General features: G+C 45.5%; 20 protein-coding genes. 19 read left to right on the top strand and 1 reads right to left on the bottom strand.

Translation table 11 applies throughout. The features are described 5' to 3' along the window. Positions 1-23: 23 nt before the first annotated feature. The 5 genes from tgt (at position 24) to ACX5KA_RS02495 (ending at position 5685) form a co-directional block, all read left to right on the top strand. Positions 24-1136: a tRNA guanosine(34) transglycosylase Tgt gene (gene tgt, locus ACX5KA_RS02515; protein ID WP_014950189.1), complete on the top strand. Its 1113-nt coding sequence runs from the start codon at positions 24-26 to the stop codon at positions 1134-1136. Between the two features lie 24 nt (positions 1137-1160). Next, positions 1161-1496 (top strand): preprotein translocase subunit YajC, encoded by a 336-nt coding sequence (yajC, locus tag ACX5KA_RS02510; protein ID WP_025255932.1) that lies wholly within the window; start codon positions 1161-1163, stop codon positions 1494-1496. A 55-nt stretch (positions 1497-1551) separates the two neighbouring features. Next, positions 1552-3396 carry a protein translocase subunit SecD gene (gene secD, locus ACX5KA_RS02505; RefSeq protein ID WP_039218178.1) on the top strand — a complete coding sequence of 615 codons (1845 nt, stop codon included), beginning with the start codon at positions 1552-1554 and terminating at the stop codon, positions 3394-3396. Positions 3397-3405: 9 nt separating this feature from the next. Continuing rightward, a complete protein-coding gene (gene secF / locus ACX5KA_RS02500; RefSeq protein WP_014977044.1) occupies positions 3406-4347 on the top strand; it encodes a protein translocase subunit SecF in 942 nt (313 codons plus the stop codon). Positions 4348-4497: 150 nt separating this feature from the next. After that, entirely contained in the window at positions 4498-5685 is a 1188-nt protein-coding gene (locus ACX5KA_RS02495; RefSeq protein ID WP_458730323.1) for an acyltransferase family protein, read from the top strand. A 72-nt stretch (positions 5686-5757) separates the two neighbouring features. On the opposite strand, the gene suhB is transcribed toward ACX5KA_RS02495, so the two are convergent. Beyond that, complete coding sequence (gene suhB, locus ACX5KA_RS02490; RefSeq protein ID WP_014950183.1) at positions 5758-6534, bottom strand: inositol-1-monophosphatase; 777 nt, start codon at positions 6532-6534, stop codon at positions 5758-5760. 255 nt (positions 6535-6789) lie between these two features. On the opposite strand from suhB, the gene trmJ reads away from it, so the two are divergent. From trmJ to ndk, 14 genes are all read left to right on the top strand, one after another. Beyond that, positions 6790-7554 (top strand): tRNA (cytosine(32)/uridine(32)-2'-O)-methyltransferase TrmJ, encoded by a 765-nt coding sequence (gene trmJ / locus ACX5KA_RS02485; protein WP_014950182.1) that lies wholly within the window; start codon positions 6790-6792, stop codon positions 7552-7554. A gap of 5 nt (positions 7555-7559) precedes the next feature. Next, entirely contained in the window at positions 7560-8384 is an 825-nt protein-coding gene (gene cysE / locus ACX5KA_RS02480) for a serine O-acetyltransferase (protein WP_338851872.1), read from the top strand. Between the two features lie 168 nt (positions 8385-8552). Next, positions 8553-10007 carry a flavin-containing monooxygenase gene (locus ACX5KA_RS02475; RefSeq protein ID WP_039218166.1) on the top strand — a complete coding sequence of 485 codons (1455 nt, stop codon included), beginning with the start codon at positions 8553-8555 and terminating at the stop codon, positions 10005-10007. A 49-nt stretch (positions 10008-10056) separates the two neighbouring features. After that, positions 10057-10968, top strand: a complete 912-nt coding sequence (locus tag ACX5KA_RS02470) for an alpha/beta fold hydrolase (protein ID WP_458730322.1) — start codon at positions 10057-10059, stop codon at positions 10966-10968. Positions 10969-11219: 251 nt separating this feature from the next. Further along, complete coding sequence (gene iscR / locus ACX5KA_RS02465) at positions 11220-11705, top strand: Fe-S cluster assembly transcriptional regulator IscR (protein ID WP_014950178.1); 486 nt, start codon at positions 11220-11222, stop codon at positions 11703-11705. Positions 11706-11723: 18 nt separating this feature from the next. Next, positions 11724-12890: an IscS subfamily cysteine desulfurase gene (locus tag ACX5KA_RS02460; RefSeq protein ID WP_458730321.1), complete on the top strand. Its 1167-nt coding sequence runs from the start codon at positions 11724-11726 to the stop codon at positions 12888-12890. 394 nt (positions 12891-13284) lie between these two features. Beyond that, positions 13285-14721, top strand: coding sequence for a Fe-S cluster assembly protein SufB (gene sufB / locus ACX5KA_RS02455; protein ID WP_039218155.1), 1437 nt, complete (start codon positions 13285-13287; stop codon positions 14719-14721). A gap of 3 nt (positions 14722-14724) precedes the next feature. Then, positions 14725-15486: a Fe-S cluster assembly ATPase SufC gene (gene sufC, locus ACX5KA_RS02450; protein WP_014979831.1), complete on the top strand. Its 762-nt coding sequence runs from the start codon at positions 14725-14727 to the stop codon at positions 15484-15486. Continuing rightward, a complete protein-coding gene (gene sufD, locus ACX5KA_RS02445; RefSeq protein ID WP_039218152.1) occupies positions 15483-16739 on the top strand; it encodes a Fe-S cluster assembly protein SufD in 1257 nt (418 codons plus the stop codon). The genes sufC and sufD overlap by 4 nt, the downstream gene beginning before the upstream one ends. Further along, positions 16736-17953 (top strand): aminotransferase class V-fold PLP-dependent enzyme, encoded by a 1218-nt coding sequence (locus ACX5KA_RS02440; RefSeq protein WP_039218149.1) that lies wholly within the window; start codon positions 16736-16738, stop codon positions 17951-17953. Before sufD ends, ACX5KA_RS02440 begins: the two co-directional genes overlap by 4 nt. A gap of 9 nt (positions 17954-17962) precedes the next feature. Continuing rightward, the gene (locus ACX5KA_RS02435) at positions 17963-18319 is read left to right on the top strand and encodes a HesB/IscA family protein (RefSeq protein ID WP_014979828.1); all 357 of its coding nucleotides are present in this window, start codon (positions 17963-17965) and stop codon (positions 18317-18319) included. Positions 18320-18369: 50 nt separating this feature from the next. Next, entirely contained in the window at positions 18370-18903 is a 534-nt protein-coding gene (gene sufT, locus ACX5KA_RS02430; protein WP_039218147.1) for a putative Fe-S cluster assembly protein SufT, read from the top strand. A gap of 59 nt (positions 18904-18962) precedes the next feature. After that, positions 18963-19373, top strand: coding sequence for a SufE family protein (locus tag ACX5KA_RS02425; protein ID WP_014950170.1), 411 nt, complete (start codon positions 18963-18965; stop codon positions 19371-19373). Between the two features lie 271 nt (positions 19374-19644). After that, positions 19645-20076 carry a nucleoside-diphosphate kinase gene (ndk, locus tag ACX5KA_RS02420; RefSeq protein ID WP_012519000.1) on the top strand — a complete coding sequence of 144 codons (432 nt, stop codon included), beginning with the start codon at positions 19645-19647 and terminating at the stop codon, positions 20074-20076. Positions 20077-20156 lie beyond the last annotated feature (80 nt).

The raw sequence follows: 20156 nt of genomic DNA, 5'->3' as shown, positions 1-20156 counted from the left end.
CACCAAAGTGGGAATGCTTTCACATGCAATTTGAGTTGTTAAAAACCGAAGGCCGAGCACGACGCGGTCGTTTGGTGTTTGAACGCGGTGTTGTTGAAACGCCAGCGTTCATGCCCGTAGGTACATACGGTACTGTTAAGGGAATGACCCCTGAAGAATTAAAAGACAGCGGTGCACACATCTGTCTTGGAAATACGTTTCACCTGATGCTTCGTCCTGGTACAGGCATTATTCGCCAGCACGGCGACCTGCATGATTTCATGAATTGGGACAAGCCAATCCTTACGGATTCTGGCGGCTTCCAAGTGTTTAGCTTGGGTGATTTGCGTAAAATTACCGAAGAAGGTGTAACATTCCGCTCTCCGATAAACGGCGAAAAGATCTTACTTACGCCTGAAAAATCGATGGAAGTTCAGCGCGATTTGGGCTCTGACATCGTGATGATTTTTGATGAGTGCACGCCGTACCCCGCTACTGAACAAGAAGCGCGCGTTTCAATGGAAATGTCGCTACGTTGGGCCAAACGTAGTAAAGAAGCCCATGGCGATAACCCAGCAGCACTGTTTGGTATCATTCAAGGCGGTATGTACGAAGGTCTGCGCGACGTTTCACTTGCTGGCCTTGAAGCGATTGGCTTCGACGGTTACGCCATTGGTGGTCTTTCAGTCGGTGAGCCGAAAGAAGATATGATCCGCATTATTGATCATACCGCGCCTAAAATACCGGAAGATAAACCTCGCTACTTAATGGGCGTGGGTAAACCTGAAGATTTGGTTGAGTCTGTGCGCCGCGGTATCGATATGTTTGACTGTGTAATGCCCACGCGCAACGCGCGAAATGGTCACTTGTTTGTGACTGAAGGCGTAGTGAAGATTCGCAATGCGAAACACAGAAACGACACCTCGCCATTAGATGAGAATTGTGATTGCTACACTTGTAAAAACTATTCTCGCTCTTATCTACATCATTTGGACAAGTGTAACGAAATCTTGGGTGCGCGCTTAAATACCATCCATAACCTTCGCTACTATCAGCGTGTGATGCAGGGTCTTCGCGATGCGATTGACGCAGGTACGCTTGATGAGTTTGTACAAGAATTTTATGAACAAAAAGGGTTGCCGGTTCCGGCACTATAACAACGATAATATTTGGGGAATTTTATGAGCCTATTTATCTCTAACGCTTACGCACAGTCTGCTGGTGCGCCGCAAGGTGGCGGCATGGAAATGATCATCATGCTAGCTGTATTCGGTTTAATCTTTTACTTCTTGCTTTACCGCCCACAGGCTAAGCGCGTAAAAGAGCATAAAAACCTAGTATCTTCACTAGGCAAAGGCGATGAAGTGTTAACACAAGGTGGTTTGGTTGGAAAAATCACTAAAGTGTCAGAAGAAAAAGACTTCATTGAAGTTGCACTTAACGATTCAAACAACATCGTTGTTCAGAAGTCTTCAGTAACTGCTGTGCTGCCTAAAGGCACAATGAAGTCACTGTAAGTAACAATCGCCGGGGCCGGGACGCTTCCCGGTACTGGCACGAAAGGATTATCCAGTGCTAAACAAAAACTCTATTTGGAAAGTACTGAGTGCACTCATTGTGGTTACAATGTGTGCACTTTATGCGCTTCCTAACATTTACGGTGAAGATCACGCCGTACAAATCTCAGCAGGCCGTGACGCTGTGGTAACTGACGCCACTGTGGAACAAGTAAAAGCCGCGCTAAGTGAAAAGAATATCTCTCCAAAACGTGTTGAGTTTGAGAACGAACAAATATTAGTTCGCGTTTCGGATTCTGACACCCAGCTTGTTACGCGTGAAACGCTTGAAAAGGCGCTTGGTGATGACTACTACGTGGCTATGAACCTTGCCCCTGACACGCCAGAATGGCTTGAAGGCCTAGGTGGCGCGCCAATGAAGCTAGGTCTTGACCTTCGCGGTGGTGTTCACTTCCTAATGGAAGTGGACATGACCGAGGTTATTACCAAGTCTCTTGAAGATGCAGAGGGTGGTTTTCGTACTTCATTACGCGAAGAAGGCATTCGCTATCGCGGTGTAAAGCAGGTTGACGATCATATCGACATTAGCTTCCGCGATGAAGATACACTAGACAAGGCAGAGTTCTTTTTGCGTAACCAAAGCCGCGACCTTACCTTTAACCAAGTGGACGACTTAACGCTTCGCGCTGTTTTTGCTGAAAGCAAGCTTCAAGAAATTCGCGACAACGCGGTTAAGCAAAACATTACCATTATTCGTAATCGTGTTAACCAACTTGGCGTAGCTGAGCCGCTTGTACAAAAGCAAGGTGCTGATCGCATCGTTGTGCAGCTTCCAGGTATTCAAGACACCGCCCGTGCGAAAGAGATTCTTAATGCCACAGCAACACTAGAATTTCGCATGCTAGACCAGAAGAACGACATCCGTGATGCATTGAACGGCCGCGTTCCTCCTGGCTCTCAAGTGATTGAAGATCAGCAAGGCATTCCTCAGCTGCTTGAAAAGCGCATTATGCTTACCGGTAGCCATATTATTGATGCGAATAGCGGTGTTGATGAATATGGGCTTCCGAACGTAAACATCTCGCTTGATTCTGAAGGCGGTAATAAGATGTCTCGCTCAACCCGTGGGAACATTGGTAAACCAATGGCTACGGTGTTTATCGAATACAAGTCGACCGGCGAACGTAACAAAGACGGCAAGCTAGTATTTGAAAAACACGAGCAAGTGATCTCGGTTGCGACTATTCGTGCGCAGCTGGGTAGCAAGTTCCAAATTACAGGTCTTGATTCACCGAAAGAAGCCCGTGACTTAGCGTTGCTACTTCGCGCAGGTGCACTGATTGCGCCAATTCAAATTGTTGAAGAGCGTACGGTTGGACCAAGCTTGGGTAAAGAAAACATTGAGCTGGGCATGCAGGCTATTATGTATGGTCTGGCAGCGGTACTTGTTTTCATGTTGATTTATTACAAAGCCTTTGGTGTGGTAGCGAACATCGCTCTGATTACAAACCTGGTTATGATAGTAGGCATTATGTCGATGATCCCTGGCGCAACGCTTACGCTACCAGGTATGGCAGGTATTGTACTGACCGTTGGTATGGCAGTAGATGCAAACGTTCTTATCTTTGAGCGTATTCGAGAAGAGATACGTGACGGCCGCAGCCCACAGCATGCCATTCATCAGGGTTACGACAGTGCTTTTTCTACCATTCTAGATGCTAATATTACCACTTTCATTGCAGGCTTAATTCTGTTTGCCGTGGGCACAGGCCCAATTAAAGGCTTCTCGATTACGCTGATGATTGGTATAGCAACGTCGATGTTTACTGCAATCCTAGTTACGCGCGTTATTGTTAACGCAGTATGGGGCGGTCGACGCGTAGAGAAATTGGCGATTTAAGGAAGTAACATGCAATTATTAAAACTATCCGATACCGTCAATTTTATGCGCCTTCGCATTCCTGCGATGGTGTTATCAACGGTACTCATTTTAGGTTCGTTCGTGTCGCTAGGCGTTAATAGCCTTAACTGGGGGCTAGACTTCACTGGCGGTACGCTAATTGAAGTTGGCTATGAAGATGCCGCTAATTTAGAAGGCATTCGCGCCCAACTAAACGAAGCAAATTTTGAAGATGCCATAGTACAGAATTTTGGCAGCAGCCAGGATGTACTTATCCGCATTGCCCCTCGTGATGGCGTTAAAGCCGTGACTATTGGTGAGCAGGTACTAGCAGCGCTGCGCGCTGACGGTACTGAGGTTGATATGCGTCGTATCGAGTTCGTAGGTCCTAACGTAGGTGAAGAGCTTACTGAGCAGGGCGGCCTTGCGATGCTAGTCGCACTCTTGTGTATTCTGGTTTATGTCGCAATGCGATTTGAATGGCGATTCGCTCTAGGGTCAGTGTCGGCGCTCGCTCACGACGTTATACTTACGCTGGGTTTGTTTTCAGTACTTCAAATCGAATTTGACCTTACGGTACTTGCAGCGGTACTAGCGGTAATTGGTTATTCACTTAACGATACCATCGTTGTGTGTGACCGTATTCGTGAGAACTTCCGCAAAATTCGTAAAGGTGAGCCTGTTGAAATTATCAACATCTCGCTAACGCAAACCCTAAACCGTACTATTATCACCTCATTAACCACGGTGTTGGTATTGGTTGCGTTATTCTACAAGGGGGGGGCGCTTATTCACGGTTTCGCAACAGCATTGCTGTTTGGTGTAGTGGTAGGTACTTACTCATCGGTGTATATCGCAAGTTCAGTGGCACTTGCATTGGGTATTAGTAAAGAAGACCTAATGCCACCACAAGTGGAAAAGGAAGGCGCAGATTTAGATCCTATGCCTTAAATAAAAATATACAAAGAGAAAACCGCACTATGTAGAGTGCGGTTTTTTTTAGCTTTTAAAAAGTATGAAAATACAACTTTATTTTATTAAAACTTTAATGTATTCCTAAGTTTTAATCGATGAACCATTCAACTCGAAGGAATATAAGGCATGGAGAGTTTAAAAGTTTTACTAATAACCATATTGTCTTTCCTTGCATGTATAGTGCTTGGCTTTGTATTAAGTAAAACGAAGAGATTTTCCTACCTTTCTGATAGAGATAATCGATTTGGAGCCATCGATGGCATACGGGGGTACCTCGCGTTATCTGTTTTTTTCCACCATTACGTGATTACCTATTATTGGAAATTGAACCAAGTGTGGCAGCGCCCACCTGAAAATTTTTTTCAAAACTTAGGAAAAGTAGGGGTGGCGATATTTTTTATGATCACGGGATTCCTTTTCTTCTCTCGTATAATAAGTCAAGACCGCACTATAAATTGGTTCTCTCTATATAAATCAAGAATATTTAGGATATACCCGCTGTATTTATTTTCACTATGCGTTATATCGTTATTCGTATTTTTAGCTTCAAACTTTGAAGTCAACGTGTCAGCTATAGATTTATTAAAAGAATATGTTAAGTGGATATTTTTTATAGGGGGAACTATAAACGACATTTCAGATACCAAGACAATTATTGCTGGTGTTGATTGGACGTTAAAATACGAATGGTTGTTTTATTTATTGCTGCCAGTTATTTTTTGTTTCAATCGTTTTGTAGGAAAGTTAGGACTTGCTTTTCTTGGGTTGATTGCAGTTTATACTTACATAAATCCAATTCGTGTAGGTTATGTTTCATCTGAATATTTAATATACTTTGCTATAGGATCTGTAGCCTATCCACTCTCTCTTTATATTAATGCTAACTCGAAATACAATCACGTATTGGTTTCAACCGTAAGCCTTTTGTTAGTAGCTATTCTGCTAACTTACCCCAATACGCTTGATTCCTTTCACGTGTTTTTAATGGCGATTTTATTCATATTAGTCGCCTCCGGTAACAGCATATTTGGAATACTATCCTTAAGAGCTTCAGTACTTCTCGGTGAAATCAGTTACAGTATCTATTTATTACATGGAGTAGTGTTGTACTTTATTTTCACTTATTGGTCACCAACTGAAATATCAAATTTAACCTTAAGTGAGTATGCTTTATTCCTTCCAATAGTTTCTCTTGTTGTTGTGGCAGTGTCTACAATCACATTTTTGATTATTGAAAGGCCCGCAATTAAAGCCGGAAAAAACTTCACGTTTAAAAATTTAAAAGGTAGGTTCTTGTTAAGAAAAGTCGTATAGCATATATTGGTAAAAGAGGCGTTAATTGAAAACAAACATAGCGCCTCTACTATTTAATTGCTCAAAAGCGATTTACTTAAGATGCTTAACTAGGCCTTGAACAACCTTCACGCTACCAGCAACAATTTCGCCTTTGTGAAGCGGGTCGTTTCCGCCTTTAAAGTCTGTTACCAATCCGCCAGCTTCACGAACAATAAGCTCACCTGCTGCGATATCCCAAGATTTAATGCCGCGCTCCCAGTAACCGTCGTGGCGGCCAGCTGCAACGTAAGCAAGGTCTAGCGCTGCGCTACCTGCGCGGCGAATGTCGCCCACTTCGTGGAAAATTTTGTTAAGGCTTAGTGCATACTCGCCAAATTGAGATTTGTTCTTAAACGGCAAGCCAGTAGCAATAATGGTTTCAGAAAGGTCACGAGGCTTAGAAGCACGAATACGATAACCGTTAAGCTGCGCGCCTTGACCACGGCTCGCGGTGAATAGTTCACTGCGAATTGGGTCGAAAACAACCGCTTGATCTAAGCGACCTTTGTGAAGAAGTGCAATTGAAACGGCAAAGTGAGGAATGCCTTTTACAAAGTTAGTGGTGCCATCTAGTGGATCGATGATCCACTGATAATCAGTTTCTGTGCCCAAAACTTCACCCGATTCTTCACCTAGGAAGCAATGGTTCGGGTAAGACTGCTGAATTTTGGCAATAATTGCTTGTTCTGCTTCTTTATCAACTTGAGTAACGAAGTCGTTTAAGCCTTTTGACTCTGTTGCTACTTCATTATGTTTTTCAAAACCACGAACAATAACTGTTCCAGCCGCACGCGCAGCGCGCACCGCAATATTCAGCATAGGATGCATAGATAAACCACCAATTGTAAAAGACCAATGAAACAAACTAACTGTACAAAAAATAGCTAGTTGTTTTCGAAAACGGGCGGAGTCTACCAGAATCCATGCGCGATGCAAATGAAATCCCAGCACAATAGCGTGAATAGCCATCTATACTGCCGCTGTGTTAAACTTCACGGTATTAATGTCTGTAAGATAGTGTGCCAAAAGCGCGTATTATCGAATTAAAGACGCTATCCAAATAAGTACGTAGGTATTACACGCATGCTCGAGAATATTCGCATTATTTTAGTTAACACGTCTCACACGGGAAACATCGGCTCTACAGCAAGAGCTATGAAAACCATGGGGCTGAGCAGCTTATATCTTGTCGACCCAGTAAATGAGCCAGACGGCCAAGCCAGTGCATTGGCGGCAGGGGCTGGCGATGTACTTGCTAATGCGAAAATTGTAAGCACGCTGGAAGAGGCAGTTAAAGACTGTGGCTTGGTAGTAGGGACGTCTGCACGCTCTCGCACTCATTCATGGCCGATGTTAGGCCCGCGCGACTGTGGAGAGAAGCTGGTCCAAGAAGTAGAAAAGTACCCGGTAGCCTTGGTATTTGGGCGTGAGAACAGTGGTTTAACTAATGAAGAGCTGCAGCAGTGTCACTTCCATATGTGTATTCCAGCCAACCCCGAATACAGCTCACTTAATTTAGCAGCAGCAGTGCAAACCCTTTGTTATGAAATTCGCATGGCCTATCTAAATCGCGAAACCTATCCAAGTGTTGAGGAAGAATATCCACTGAATGATGATTTAGAGCGTTTTTATACGCATTTGGAAACCACGCTGGAAGGCACCTCGTTCATTCGCAAAAGTCACCCGGGTGTGGTTATGACTAAGCTGCGCCGCTTGTTTAACCGAGCGCGTCCTGAGTCTCAAGAGCTTAATATATTGCGCGGTATATTGGCGTCTATCGATAAATCGGTGAAGAATGCTAACTCAGGCGACGCAGACCCTGCACCAGCAATAGAAGAAAAAGAGTAAACACTATGTTCGCCCGTATAAAAGATGATATTCAAGGTGTATTTCATCGCGACCCAGCGGCCAGAAACACCTTTGAAGTGCTAACCAACTATCCCGGCCTTCATGCAGTGTGGCTGCATCACATTAGTCACAAACTATGGAAGGCTGAATGGAAATGGTTGGCACGCAGTTTATCAACCTTTAGCCGCTGGCTTACGGGGATTGAAATTCACCCTGGTGCCACGTTAGGGCGACGGGTATTTATCGACCACGGTATGGGTGTGGTCATTGGTGAAACCGCAGAAATTGGCGATGATGTCACCCTTTACCACGGCGTTACTCTTGGAGGAACTAGCTGGAGAGCAGGTAAGCGCCACCCAACCCTTAAAAAAGGCGCTGTAGTTGGGGCTGGTGCCAAAGTGTTAGGGCCTATTATTATAGGTGAAAACGCTAAAGTAGGGTCTAACTCTGTGGTCGTAAAAGATATTCCTGATGGCGCTACGGCGGTGGGGATCCCCGGTCGTATCATTATCTCGAAGCAAAAAGAGATGAATGCGTCGGTAAACTCTGAGCGAGATAAAATTGCCCAGAAATATGGTTTTGATGCCTATGCTGTCGCGCCAGATAACCCTGATCCTGTGGCCAATGCGATGGGCATAATGCTAGAGCATATGCACCAAATGGACACCAAAGTGGAAGAGATGTGCAAGGTCATTCAGTCGCTAGGTGGCGATGTGTGTACCGATAATTTACACAATATTAGCGCTGAAGATTTCGCAGAAACGGGTTTCGACCTAACGGAAACCCAAGAGCGAGAGAAGGCTCATTCTTCTTTCGACCCCGCTATTTAACTCTAATTCCGCATACTATTTTCGGGTGAAAAGGCAGAGAACCTTCACCCTTTTATAGTAAAAATTCACAAAGGCTTGTTTTTACAAAACATTAACAAGCACATTGACTCGTGCATAACGCCAACTTACATTGAGATGAGAGGTTGATCATCACTTTTCAGGGACGTTATGCAAGATACAGTGCAGTTACTCGACGTACTAATTGTTGGAGCCGGAATTTCGGGTATCGGCTGCGCCTACCACATTCAAAAAAAATGTCCTGACCTTTCATATACTATTATAGAAGCCCGCGGTGATTTGGGCGGCACATGGGATTTATTTAAATACCCGGGAATACGCTCAGATTCTGATTTATTCACCTTCGGCTACGAATTTAAACCTTGGAAAGAGCAAAAGGCCATTGCTGATGGTCGTTCAATAAAGGCTTACGTCGAAGAAACCGCGGCTGAAAACGGTATTAAAGAGCGCATACGTTTTTTAACTCGTGTGGTAGATATAGATTGGCAAAGCGATAAAAACTATTGGCGGGTTACGTTAAAGTCAGAAGAGAGTGGGCAGCATGAGCACATTGCCGCCAGATGGATATTTAACGCTTCGGGTTATTATCGATACGATAAAGGTTATGCACCACATTTCAAAGGGCGATCACAATTTAACGGTCAGATTGTACATCCACAGCATTGGCCTGAAGATCTGGACTACGAAAACAAACGCGTAGTGGTAATCGGAAGCGGTGCAACGGCGGTAACGCTGGTTCCCGCACTAGCGAAAAGCGCATCGCACGTGACTATGCTGCAAAGAACGCCATCCTACGTATTACCTGTTCCCGTAGATGATCCAATCGCAAAACATTTACGCGCGTGGTTTAGCGAGGATACAGCGTTTAAAGCTGCGCGTTGGTTTAACATAGCGAAACAGCGTTGGGTGTACGCATTTAGTCAGCGCTTTCCGCATCGTGCGCGCAAAATAATACGCAGTCTTAATGCAAAAATGTTACCCGAAGGGTATCCAGTAGATATACATTTTAACCCACCTTACAATCCTTGGGAGCAGCGACTGTGTGCAGTTCCGGGTGGAGATTTATTCGAGTCAATTTCGAAAGGTAAGGCGTCGGTTGCAACAGATACTATAGAAACGTTTACTGAAACCGGCATTAAACTTGATTCGGGCCAGCATATTGAAGCAGATATTATAGTAACAGCCACTGGATTAAACCTTCTGCCTCTAGGAGGGATAGTGCCAAAAATTGATGGTGAAGCTGTTTCGCTGCCAGAATGTGTTACGTATAAAGGTATGTTACTCAGTGGCGTGCCTAATTTTGCTATTGCGGTGGGCTATACAGCTTCATCGTGGACACTAAAAATTGGCCTTTTATGTGAACATTTCACGCGATTGCTCAATCATATGGAAGAGCACGGCTTTACACAGTGTACACCTGTAGCAGACCCAAATATGGAAACACAACCGTTACTAAACTTTGGCGCTGGCTACATCCAACGCTCTTTAGAACAATTGCCACGTCAAGGCATGCAGTTTCCTTGGTCTATGTCGTTCAATTATGCACAAGACGTGAAAATTTTTCGGAAAGGCCGTGTAGACGACCCAGCGCTTAAGTTTGAATAGAAATTTTAATAGACGCACACTTACTTTTATTAAATCACGAGAGCTTTAAATGAGTTTAGCCCAGCATCATGAGCAATACGTAACGCTTAAAAGCGGTGATAGGTTTTGCTATGCCGAGCATGGTGTCGGAAATACCGATACCATTGTACTTATTGTGGGTTTAGGTCTTCAGTTGGTTTATTGGCCAAACGCGCTTATTGAGCGTTTAGTTGCTAGTGGATTTCGCGTTATTTGCTTTGACAATCGTGATGCAGGAAGGTCAGTACGCAGCGACACACCGCATCCCAGCCTATTACAGCAGTTAAGAGGAAGGTCGCCGAAAGGTGCATATGGACTTGAACGGATGGCTGAAGATACTGCAGAGTTGTTAGAGGCGTTAAATTTAACAAGCGCACATATCGCAGGAATGTCTATGGGAGGGATGATTGCGCAAACTCTCGCTAGCCTTCACCCAGAAAAAGTGACATCTATGACGTCTATTTTTTCTACCACTGGGAGTCGAAAAGTCGGTCAACCGTCGTATTCAACGTTATGGCGTTTAGCAAGAGCAAAAGCACCAACAAGTGAAAAAGACGCAGTTAAAAACTACCAAGCAATGATGACGCATATTGGCGATGTAGCTGCAAAGGGAGCCGTAAATCAATGGCATCAGTATGCGCGTTTGGCATGGCAGCGCAATGGTGGCAAAAGTGATGCAAAAGCGATGTTCCGGCAAATCGGTGCTATTATGAAATCCGGCGACCGAACGCCAATGCTTCAAAATGTCAAAGCCCCAACATTAGTGATACACGGAGATGTTGATCGCATGGTGCATCCCAGTGGCGGTGTAGCAACAGCCAGAGCTATATCAGGTGCTAAACATCAAGTACTGCGTGGGTTGCGCCATCAAATAGATACCGTCCAATCACATCGGATAGCAGACAGTATTCTTGCTCATATTCACTTAAATGCGAACAAATAGGCTTATAGTCGACGTTATCATTTATCTGCAGAATAAACGATTTCTAAGCATTTAGCGTAGACCACGCAAATTTGGCGTCTATTAGCGTCTATTAGTGCTTATTTGGATGGGGCTTAATTGAAACGAAAGCCTTGATATACAAAAGCGATTACTCGAATCAATAATACCTGACTAATTTACTGGGTCTTATACTTGACCATTTTAGTCGGGTATGTGAAAATTCTCGCACTATAAAACGGCGGGAGAATCCAATGAAACTCACTTCTAAAGGGCGCTATGCGGTTACCGCAATGCTTGATGTCGCTTTGCATTCAAAGCGTGGTCCAGTGCCTCTTGCCGACATTTCAGAACGACAAGAAATTTCTTTATCTTACCTTGAACAACTTTTTTCTCGATTGCGTAAAGAGCAATTGGTAGACAGCGTCCGCGGGCCTGGCGGTGGCTATTTATTAGGCCGTGAAGCAAGTAAAATTGCGATAGGCGAAGTCATTCGCGCCGTTGACGAGTCCATTGATGCGACACGTTGTCAAGGACAAGCAGACTGCCAAGGCGGCGATCGCTGTCTAACGCACAGCTTGTGGCAAGACCTAAGTGATCGCATTGCGGCGTTTTTAAATTCAATTACGCTGGGCGAATTAATGGCAAAGCGTGATGTGCAAGAGGTAGCCGACCGTCAAGACGGTAATGCCTCACTTCGTCATATCACCAAAGATATTGAAGTTAGTATCCAACTTTAAATTGGTATTGAGTAACGCATGGCTTTATCAACACCCATTTATTTAGATTACGCAGCAACAACACCGGTAGACCCAAGTGTGGCCGAGGCAATGGCAAAATGCCTAACGCTGGATGGCAACTTTGGTAACCCAGCTTCTCGTAGCTATCGCTTCGGCTGGATGGCAGAAGAGGCGGTTGATGTTGCTAGAAATCAAATCAGCGACGCGCTTAATTGCGACCCGAGAGAAATTGTTTTTACTTCGGGGGCCACTGAATCGAACAATCTTGCTATAAAAGGCGTCGCCCAAGGTTATGCCAATAAAGGCAAACATATTATTACCGTTAACACCGAACATAAAGCGGTGTTGGATACCTGTGAGTTCTTACAAAGCCAAGGCTTTGAAGTTACTTATCTTGAAGTATTGCCAAACGGTTTAATTGATTTAAATGATCTCGAAAACGCGTTGCGCGACGACACTATTCTGGTGTCGGTGATGCATGTGAACAATGAACTTGGCGTTATCCAAGACATTCAAGCTATTGGCCAGCTTTGTCGTGATAAAGGCGTTCTTTTTCATGTTGATGGTGCGCAAAGTGTGGGCAAAATTGCCATTGATTTAGCTGAGCTTCCTATCGATTTGCTGTCTATATCGGCGCACAAGATATACGGCCCGAAAGGTATGGGGGCACTATATGTGCGTCGCCGTCCTAAAATCAATCTGGTTGCACAAATTCATGGCGGGGGCCACGAGCGCGGTATGCGGTCGGGTACATTAGCCACCCACCAAATTGTTGGAATGGGTGAAGCCATCGCGCTAGCTTCTTCAAAAATAGAAGAGGATAGTGCGCGCATATTAGCGCTGCGTGAATCGCTGTGGCAAGGCCTTCAACAGCTCGACGATATCTATTTAAATGGGCACGCAACACAGCGTATCCCGGGTATTTTAAATGTGAGCTTTGCGGGTGTGGACGGTGAAAGCTTGATGATGGGCTTAAATGATATTGCCGTATCTTCTGGGTCGGCATGTACGTCAGCGAGTCTAGAGCCTTCGTATGTGCTGAAAGCGATTGGCCGCAGCAACGAATTGGCGCATGCAGGAATTAGATTCAGCGTGGGGCGTTTTACGACCCAAGAAGACATCGATTACGTAATACAAAAAGTAGTGGATGTAACCACAAGACTGCGCCAAGCGGTTTCAGCATAAACGCCTATACCGTCGTTGAGCGCGGGTTTTTGTAGTAGGCAAAGCGTAGTTAGTGTTAGCGCATTCTTTTTTATTTTAGTGAATGTGGAAGAAAATTAATGCGCGTTTAAAGGAAATTGACCTTCAAGCAGCGTTTAAAACGCGTAAGTGGCCATAAATTAATGGCTGAATATTTGAGTGAAATAGTCGGGTATTATATACTACGGCACCAAAATTTTAGGCTGTCCGCAATGTAACTGGCAGTTTTGGCAACTCTTTTGGGCGTAAACCCAAATAAATGACGTTGTTGAAGTTGAAAGTCTATATAAATTACCAAGACCGTGGGGTGATTTATTTGCCAGTTAAGTAGAAAGGTTAGTGGCAGCAAATGCAGGCAAACAAGTGAGATCCCAACATGAGTGAACAGATCGAACAGGCGTTAGAAAGAAAGTACGATGCGGGTTTCTATTCAGAAATCGAATCGGAAACGTTTGAAAGCGGCCTGGACGAGTCGGTTATCCGCCGCATATCAGCAATGAAAAACGAGCCTGAATGGATGCTTGAATGGCGTTTGAAGTCTTATCATGCATGGCTAGAAATGGAAGAGCCAGATTGGGCGCATGTCGACTATCCGAAAATCGATTATCAGGCCATTTCTTATTACTCGGCACCAAAGAGTATGAAAGATAAGCCTAAGTCGCTAGATGAAGTTGATCCTGAGCTACTTCGCACCTATGAAAAGCTGGGCATTCCTCTACACGAGCAGGAAATGCTGGCAGGTGTTGCGGTAGATGCGGTATTCGACTCGGTATCGGTTGTTACGACGTTCCGCGATAAGCTTGAAGAAGCGGGCGTGATCTTTTGCCCAATTTCTGAAGCGCTTCAGAAGTACCCAGACCTTGTAAAGAAATACATTGGTTCGGTAGTGCCGCGCACAGATAACTACTTTGCTGCGCTTAACAGCGCTGTATTTACTGACGGTTCATTTGTTTATATTCCAAAAGGCACACGTTGCCCAATGGAGCTTTCTACTTATTTCCGTATTAACGAAATGAACACCGGTCAGTTCGAGCGTACCTTGATTGTTGCTGATGAAGGCAGCTATGTAAGCTACCTTGAAGGTTGTACCGCTCCACAGCGCGATGAAAACCAGCTGCATGCGGCAGTGGTTGAGCTAGTGGCAATGGACGATGCGCAAATTAAATACTCAACGGTACAGAACTGGTACCCAGGTGACGAGAACGGTAAAGGCGGTATCTACAACTTCGTGACAAAACGTGGTGTAGCGCATACTAATGCCAAAATCTCGTGGACGCAGGTTGAAACGGGCTCTGCGGTTACGTGGAAGTACCCAAGCTGTGTACTTAAAGGCGACAATAGTGTAGGTGAATTCTACTCAGTAGCGCTAACTCGCGGTCGCCAGCAGGCTGATACCGGTACTAAGATGATCCACGTGGGTAAAAACACCAAGTCGACCATCATCTCTAAAGGTATCTCAGCGGGTCACAGCAATAACGCCTATCGCGGGCTGGTTCAAATGGGCTCTCGCGCAGACGGTGCACGTAACTTCACCGAGTGTGACTCGCTACTTATCGGTGACAAATGTGGCGCGCACACGTTCCCGTATATCGAAAGCCGCAACCCTTCTGCGATTGTTGAACACGAAGCAACAACATCGAAGGTGAGCGACGAACAATTATTCCTGTGTCAGCAGCGTGGCTTAGACACAGAGAAGGCCGTTTCTATGATTGTTAACGGTTTCTGTAAAGAAGTATTCAAAGAGCTGCCAATGGAATTTGCCGTAGAAGCCGGCAAGCTGCTCGAAATTAGTCTTGAAGGTTCAGTGGGGTAATCAATGCTTAGTATCAAGAATTTACATGCCAGCGTGGAAGAGAAGAACATCATTAAAGGTCTTAACCTTGAAGTTAAACCTGGTGAAGTACACGCTATCATGGGCCCCAACGGTGCCGGTAAAAGTACACTAGGCTACGTCCTATCTGGTCGTGACGGTTACGAAGTAAGCGAAGGCGAAGCAACGCTTAACGGTAAAGATCTACTAGAGCTTGAAGTAGAAGAGCGTGCCCGCGAAGGCCTTTTCCTTGCGTTCCAATACCCCGTTGAGATTCCTGGCGTAAGCAATATGGAATTCATGAAAGAGTCAGTTAACGCTATGCGCGAACAGCGCGGCGAAGCGCCATTAACTGCTGCTGAGTTTTTAAAGAAAGCAAAAGAAGCGTGTAAGCAAGTACAGCTTCCATTAGATTTCTTGAAACGCGGTGTGAACGAAGGTTTCTCTGGTGGTGAGAAGAAGCGTAACGAAATCATGCAAATGATTTTGCTAGAGCCAAAACTTTGTATTCTTGATGAATCAGACTCTGGCCTTGACGTTGACGCACTTCAGGTTGTTGCCGATGGCGTTAACAGCCAGCGCGACGGTGAGCGTAGCTTCATTGTTGTTACCCACTACCAGCGTCTTCTAGACTACATCAAGCCTGACTTTGTTCACATTCTTGCCGATGGCAAAATCGTGAAAAGCGGTGACGCGTCACTTGCGCTAGAAGTCGAGAAGAGCGGATACGCATTCCTAGGTAAAGCGTACGAGGAGGCTGAAGCATGAGTCAATGGCTAGAACAGGTCATTGATGCGGCGCAAATCTCCGATTACCTAGCGCCCGTGCGTCAGCAGGCCTTAGAAAAGTTAAAAGCCGATGGTTGGCCAGCCCGTAGAAACGAAAGCTGGCGTTTTACGCCGCTAACACCCGTTGAAAAGCGTGAAGCTAAGCAAGCGGTTCAGGCAGACAGTTTACCGGTACCTGCTATCGATAACCTAAATGCTATCGACCTTGTATTTGTAGACGGTGTCTTGGTCACGCAGGTTAACACGCTAAATGTGCCAGCGGGCATGAGCATCACGTCACTTAATAATGATGATACTGCCACGCAGCAAGCAATTAGCAGTGTATACGGTCAGGTTAAACCAACCCGTCATATGTTTGGCCTAGTTAACGATGCGCTGTGCCAACACGGTATATTTATTAATGTTGAAGCAGGCGTGAAAATCGACACGCCAGTGCGCATTGTGAACATGGCGTCGCAAAATGTTGATGCTCATACGCGTGTGGTGGTGAAGGTCGCTGAAGGCGCGAGCGCCACGGTTATCGAGCAAGGTTTTGGCGATGCGGAAAGCTTAACCACAGCGTTTGCTGAATATGACCTAGCTGATGATGCACATCTAGAACACTATCGTTTTGCTATGTTTACTGGCAAAGCTAAGCAATTAGGCGGCAGCCACTTTAAGCTTCATAACCGCACTACGCTTAACAGCACCATGGTGGGCTATGGAAGCGAGCTTTCCCGTTTAGATGTAGATATTCATCACGCCGGCGAATTTGCCGATGCGAAAATGAATGCCATTTATCTTCTGGCGGAAGGCGAGTTATTTGACCTTCACTCCACCATTGAGCACGCGATGCCTAATGGCACAACAGAAGAAAACGCGCGTGGGATTGTAGGCGATAAAGCACGTGCCGTGTTTAATGGTCGTATTCATATTCATCGTGACGCGCAAAAGACATTGGCTGAACTTAACAACCGCAACTTGTTGCTATCTCGCCGCGGCGTTATCAACACCAAGCCTGAGCTTGAAATTTATGCTGATGACGTAAAATGTGCTCACGGTGCAACGGTTGCTGAAATTGAAGAAGAAGCCTTGTATTACATGCTTACCCGCGGCGTTTCTCGTAGTAAAGCACTGGTAATGCTCAACTTTGGCTTCATTCAAGAGCTTATAAATGACGTGCCTAATGCGGCAGTCCGTGAATGGCTAGCACCAATTTTAAGTGAGCGCTTCGCCCAAATGGAGGTGAAATGAGCTTAGACGTTGCAGCACTTCGTGCCCAGTTTCCTATTTTATCTAAAACGGTAGACGGCAAGCCGCTGGTCTACCTAGATAATGCGGCAACAACACAAAAACCTCAGGCCGTTATCGACGCCTTAGTAGATTTTTACACGGGGACGAATGCAAACGTGCACCGCGGTGCGCACCATTTATCGGATGAAGCAACGCGCCGTTACGAAAATGCACGTACCAGCGTTGCAAAGTTCATTAACGCAAATGCCCGTGAAGAAGTTATTTGGACGTCGGGCACAACAGAAGCCATTAATATTGTGGCTAATGGCCTTGGTCAACTTCTTAGCGAAGGTGACGAAGTGATGGTGACTGAACTTGAGCACCACGCAAACTTGGTTACTTGGCAACAAGCGTGTCGCCGTTCTGGTGCAACGCTAAATGTTGTACCTATTTTCGACAGCGGAGAGTTAGACGTAGACGCTTTCGATAGACTGCTGTCTGAAAACACTAAGCTGGTGGCGTTTCCTCACGTATCGAATGCACTAGGTACGGTGAACCCAATTAAACTGCTTACTGAAAAAGCAAAAGCGGTAGGCGCATGGGTGCTGGTTGATGGCGCACAAGGCATTGCTCACGGCAGTGTTGACGTACAAGACATTGGCTGTGATTTTTACGCATTTTCGGGACACAAGCTATTCGGTCCAACAGGCATTGGCTGTCTGTGGGGCAAAAAAGAGGTGCTAGAAACCTGGCCTGTTTGGCAGGTAGGCGGCGAGATGATTAAAGACGTGACCTACCATGAAGCCACATGGGGGGCGTTGCCAAATCGCTTAGAAGCCGGCACGCCAAACATCGCAGGTGCCATTGGTATGGGGGCTGCAGTAGATTGGTTTAGTGCCCTTGATGTCAATGCTTTGCATGAACATGAACAAAAGCTGCTTGCCTATGCTACCGAGCAGGCCGAAGCGTTTGACGGTATGCGGATAATCGGTACGGCACCTAACAAGGTAGGCGTGCTGAGCTTTCTACTTGAAGGTGCGCACCCAGCGGACGTGGGCTTCATTCTCGATAGACAAGGCGTTGCGATCCGTACCGGTGATAACTGTGCACAGCCGCTAATGAAGCGCTTTGGTATTCCGGGTACTGCCCGTGCGTCGTTCTCAATTTACAATACGCTTGAAGAAGTAGACAGCCTATTTGCTGCGCTTAAAAAAGCAAAAATGATGTTGGCCTAAGGAGGCATTATGAGTGTTGAAACTTTCGTACCTAGTACAAAACTCATTTCGCTAACTGACAGTGCCGTTAAGCATTTCGAAAGTAAGCTTAAAGACAAGCCTGGTCAGTTAATTCGTTTATCGACAAAAGTAAGCGGCTGTACAGGTTACGCCTATGTGCTTGATTTCGCAGATAGTGCGCAAGCCGATGACGAAATTGTTGAAATTTCGCCAGTACTTAACGTAGCCGTGGCTGCAGATGCCACCGACCTACTGCGTAATACAGAAATTGATTACGTTACAGAAGGTGTGAACGGTGTCATTAAATACAACAACCCCAACGTGGTTGATGAATGCGGATGCGGTGAAAGCTTTAACGTAGGCTAAGTATCACGTAATAGGCCATCAGTGGTAGAACAAAGAGTACTAAGTAGTTTATGAAGCAAAAAATGGTGACCACCGAGCGCGATTGTAAAGCGCGCTTGGTTCCAGCGGGCAATCCTACCGTGATCCCTGAAGGCGAGTTTGTGAATATCACCCAAGAGCTCGGTGGTAACTATACGGTAACGTGGCGCGGCAACATGTACCGCATCGACGGTACTGATGCAGGTGCTATTGGCCGTAAGGCGATGACATTAAGCTTTGACGCGCCAGAAGATGGCAACATTAGTGAGCAGCAAGTGTGGGATGCGTTAGAAACTATCTTTGACCCTGAGATCCCTATCAACCTTGTATCCCTTGGTCTTATCTACAAAGTTGAAATTGACCAAGGCACAAGCAGCGTTAATATTGATATGACCCTGACCGCACCAGGCTGTGGTATGGGCCCAGTATTGGTTGGTGATGTTGAATACCGCGTTGCCATGGTTCCCCATGTTAAAAACGTTAACGTAGAGCTTGTATTCGACCCTGCATGGTCCCGTGATATGATGAGTGAAGAAGCACAGCTTGAAGCGGGTCTGTTCTTCTAATCATCCACGCAGTGAAATTTAATGACAAAACTTTTCAAACAAATTAAGCGGAAATAGCAATGCAACTACCTAGCAGTGACGAAATTATTGATGATTTAGCGTTCTTCGACGATTGGGAACAGCGTTATCAGTACATCATTGATTTAGGGAAATCTATTCCGGGCTTGCCTGAAGATGCTAAAACCCCCGAGCGTTTGGTCAAAGGGTGTCAGAGCAGCGTTTGGTTGGTGGAGTCTTATGACGGCAATAAAATCAACTTTGACGTGGACAGCGACGCCGTTATCGTTCAAGGCTTACTTGCGTTAGTACTTGCTGCTTATAATGACAAAACGCCAACAGATATTTTAGCATTTGATATCGACGGCTATTTTGAAGCACTAGACCTAGAGCGTCATATAACGCCAACTCGCGGTAATGGCTTACGCGCTATCGTGGGTAAAATTCAAGAATTAGCAAAAGCCAACGCTTAACTTTTTAAGCGTTGGTTTCTTTACGCCGTTTTAGGGTTTCATAGAAAGGCAGGGTGCAGATACATTTGCCGGTAACCACGTACTGCGCAAAATATTCTGTACGCTGTCATCATATTGTCATCGCTAACAGACTATCCTTTCCCTACATTTACGCATAAAAACAGTGCTTTATATCTGATTTGATAAAGGCTCTGGTCAAGCTGCTATTTATTGCCTATAATTCGCGGCCAAAATTTTAAAGATACACACACTATTTGTTTGGAGAGAGAACATGGCTCTTGAGCGTACTTTTTCGATTATCAAGCCTGATGCGGTAGCTAAAAACGTAATCGGTGCAATTTACAACCGTTTCGAATCTGCAGGTCTTCGCATCGTGGCATCTAAGATGATCCACATGAGCAAAGAGCAAGCAGAAGGCTTCTATGCAGAACACAAAGAGCGTCCTTTCTTCGGCGCACTTGTAGACTTCATGACGTCTGGTCCTGTTATGGTTCAAGTACTAGAAGGCGAAAACGCAGTTCTAGCTAACCGTGAAATCATGGGCGCAACTAACCCAGCTGATGCAGCTGCAGGTACACTACGTTCAGACTACGCTGCGTCAATCGACGAAAACGCAGTTCACGGTTCTGACGCACCTGAGTCAGCAGCACGTGAAATTGCTTACTTCTTCTCTGAAGAAGAAATCTGCCCACGTACTCGCTAAGATTACGTTGGTAGGTAAACGGGGCTATAAGCCCCGTTTTTTGTTTCTGAGCGTCTGAGCACGCTTTATGCTGCTTTGCT

Source organism: Alteromonas alvinellae (genome assembly GCF_902705805.1).
The sequence above is the reverse complement of the archived record's forward strand: the minus strand, read 5'-3'. Positions and strand labels throughout refer to the sequence as shown.